General features: G+C 51.2%; 1 protein-coding gene and 1 pseudogene. Both read left to right on the top strand.

The window, feature by feature from the left end; genetic code table 11:
• Window positions 1–698: 698 nt before the first annotated feature.
• Window positions 699–1883 (top strand): annotated as a pseudogene (locus ACFFAR_RS27520) (porin).
• Between the two features lie 155 nt (window positions 1884–2038).
• The gene (locus tag ACFFAR_RS27515; protein WP_375508851.1) at window positions 2039–3661 is read left to right on the top strand and encodes an ABC transporter substrate-binding protein; all 1623 of its coding nucleotides are present in this window, start codon (window positions 2039–2041) and stop codon (window positions 3659–3661) included.
• Window positions 3662–3749: the final 88 nt, after the last annotated feature.

Raw genomic sequence — 3749 nt, 5'->3', positions numbered from 1 at the left:
AGTCCATGGCCGAACGGTCCCGGACGCCGGCCTAACGTCGAGCGGAAGCGATCAACGGGAACGGGACGTAAGAGATGCACGGACAAGATAGCTTCATCTGATCGACGTTCACGGTGTCGAAGCAAAATGGTACCACTTGATTTACGCACGGTAAGCAAGTAGTAGCAAGCTAACGCGACCTGAACAAATATCGGCGAAGCAAGGTGGCGTGCGTGTTTGTGGCATCGGCCGCTGAAAAGCTATTCTAGTGTGCAGTTTTCCGCAAAACTACCCGGTTCTTTTGCACTTTAGTCTGTACCTAAGTCTTACTTTCAAACAACCGAATTCCGATGTTATTTTGGCGTTGTTAGCCTTCGTTTGCCAAAATAATGAATAGTTAGGGGCTTGATCAGGATTTGATTCGCGCCGATGGTGTTGATACGTTGATAACAGTGAACTAGTCGTTCGCCCTGGAACTAGTACGCGTTGTGACAAAACAATCACGTAGATAATAAAATTTTGGATAACTACTTGAACTGCCGCCGTGGCGGTCGACCTAGTGGATCTGGTACTGGCATCCTCATTATGTGAGCCACTTTTAATCAAACATGAGCGGACAAAGGCGCAGCTTCGCGGAATGCAACTGGAGTGCCAATGGAAGCGGGGCGGTGTTGCTAGCGCGAAATGACTTTCTAATTTAACCCTTCAAGGACTGCACGATGAGATATTCTAGATCGACTTTAGCTACTGTCTTTGCAATTTGCGCAGCAGGCTCGGCTCAAGCGCAAAACTCGGTCACTCTTTACGGAGTAGTTGATAATAGCTTGGGCTATGTTCATAATGAGAGTGGTAATTCGAACTTGGTTGGCATGACAGGCGCCGAGTTACAGGGAGATCGCTGGGGCTTGAAAGGCGAGGAAGACTTGGGCGGAGGCATTAAGGCTATGTTCAAGTTAGAAAATGGTTTTAACGTAACGAACGGTCAGCTAGGTCAAGGTGGTCGAGAATTTGGGCGTTAGGCTTACGTCGGCTTAAGCGGGAACCAGTGGGGTACCGTTACCTTGGGCCGGCAATATAATCCTTTGGTTGACCTTGTTCAAGGATTTACTGAAGACAATTATTTCGCTTCAGTTGCAGGCACCCCAGGTGACGTTGATAACTATGACAATAGTCTTCGCGTATCCAACGCAGTCAAATATCTGTCGCCAAATTATGCAGGCCTGCAGTTCGAAGGTCTTTACGCTTTCAGCAATTTAGCGGGGGCCACAGGTCAAGGGCAAACTTATTCTGGCGCGGCTTCTTATTCAAACGGCCCTCTTGGTCTGGCAGCCGGTTATTTCCATGCTAGCAATCCTAGCAGCGGCCGTGGCACCGGAGTAAATGCAAACTGGAATAGCCCTTCATCAGATTCGTTGTTTGACGGGCCGATCAATAGCGCCTATGTCTCGGCACATTCTATCGCCATCGCCCGTGCGGCGGTGCAATACACAATCGGTCCCGTGAGCTTTGGCACCTCATACAGTAATGCTCAATACAAACCGGATGGCTTCTCAGCATTTACCCGGACTGAGAAATATAACATCGGCAGCGTGTTTTCCGACTATCAAATCACCCCGTCTTTGATCGCGGGCGGAGGTTACACGTACGAGCATGCGACGGGCGATGCTGCCGCAAAATATCATCAAATCGGCTTGGTCCTTGACTATTTTGCTTCAAAACGCACCGACTTCTACGCCATCGCTGCCTATCAGCATGCTCTAGGGACGCAGGCAACCTACACGACGAACGCGGCACGGGTTTCTGTGCGCACCGATCAAGCTGCCCAGGCGTCGATCGGCTCGTTCGGGTATGCAGGGTTGAGTACTCAGGAGCTGGTGATGTTGGGGATCCGCCATAAGTTTTGACGTTCGTTATTCCCAAATGAAGTGGAGTGTGGGAATAGCTGATTTCGTAGCGAAGCAAATCGAAGTTCGTTGTGCCAGCGGCGACGCGGCAACGAATGTCTACGTGCTTCGCCGATTGGCAAGTGGCTCAATATTTCAGTAATCCTGGAGAGATGATGAGAGTTTTCGATGGGTTGCGTTTGGCAAGCTTTTGCGTCGTATTGAGCGTCGTCAGTGTCGGTGCAAGCTTCGCGCAGGCGGAGACGATTCCGAACAAAACGCTCGTGTATTGCTCAGAAGGCAGCCCGGGCGGTTTCGATCCTGCTCAATACACGTCCGGCATCGATTTCGTCGCTAACACATTCACAGTTTTCAACCGCCTGATTGAATTCGAGCGCGGTGGCACCAAGGTTGAACCCGCGCTGGCGCAAACGTGGGATATATCAGCTGACGGCTTGGTCTACACGTTTCATATCCGTCACGGGGTGAAGTTTCAAACCACCTCTTACTTCAAGCCCAAGCGTGACTTTGACGCGGACGACGTTCTCTTTACGTTCAAGCGCATGCTTGATCCCGATCAGCCGTTCAGGAAGGCATACCCCACTCTGTTTCCATACTTCACCGACATGGGACTGGACAAGTTGATCGCGAAGGTCGAAAAAGTCGACCCATACACTGTCCAATTCACGCTTAAGAAAGTGAATGCCCCTTTTCTTCAGAACCTGGCGATGGAATACGCGTCTATCCAGTCCGACGAGTACGCGCAGCAGTTGCTCAAGACGGGACGTGCGTCCGACATCAACCAGTTCCCAGTTGGCACAGGACCGTTCATCTTCCGAAGCTATACAAAGGACGCAACGATTCGTTTCGACGGCAATCCAGATTACTGGAAGCCCGGTGCGGTGAGGGTGTCAAAACTCATTTTCTCAATCACGCCCGATGCTGCCGTGCGTGTACAGAAATTGAAGAACAACGAATGCCAGGTCATGAGTTATCCGAGGCCGGCTGACATCTCGACGTTAAAGTCCGATGCTGATTTGGTCGTCCCTTCACAGCCAGGGTTTAATGTGGGATATCTGGCATACAACACAACACATAAGCCGGTTGATAGCGCGCCCGTCAGGCAAGCGCTCGATCTCGCGATTAATAAGAAAGCAATTATTGAATCGGTCTACCAGGGCGCAGGTCAGGAAGCATCCAATCCGATGCCGCCGACCCAATGGTCTTACGACAACAATCTCAAGAGCGCCTCGTATGACCCCGATAAAGCAAAGGCTTTGTTTGCAAGTGCGGGCTATCCGCAGGGATTCGACATCACGCTATGGGCTATGCCCGTTCAACGTCCCTATAACCCTAACGGTCGCCTCATGGCGGAGATGATCCAGGCAGACTGGGCGAAAATCGGAGTGCGTGCAAAAATCGTTACCTACGAATGGGGTGAATATATCAAACGGGGTCAAGCAGGCGAGCACGACACTATGTTGATCGGCTTCACGGGCGATAACGGTGACCCGGACAATTGGCTTGGCACATTGCTCGGCTGTGACTCAGTGAGCGGGAATAACTTTGCCCACTGGTGCTATAAGCCGTTTAACGATCTGGTAGAAAAAGGTCGCTCGACGACCGATCAAGCGCAGCGCATGCAAGCTTATACACAAGCTCAGGAAATCTTCGCGCAGCAATTGCCGTTTTCGCCCATTGCACACTCAACGGTGTACCAGCCATCCAGGAAGAACGTGATCGACTTGAGAATCGATCCGCTTGGTTATGTACGTTTCGACGGCGTTGGGATTCAGTAGTTACCTCAGCCCAATGTTCCTGTCACCGCGCCGCCGGCCAAGCACGAGCTAACCATAGAGACGTTCATGTATCGATATGTTTTGCGGC

The organism is uncultured Caballeronia sp. (assembly GCF_964243625.1).
Classification (GTDB): domain Bacteria; phylum Pseudomonadota; class Gammaproteobacteria; order Burkholderiales; family Burkholderiaceae; genus Caballeronia.
This window is presented reverse-complemented; position numbering and strand designations above follow the sequence as displayed.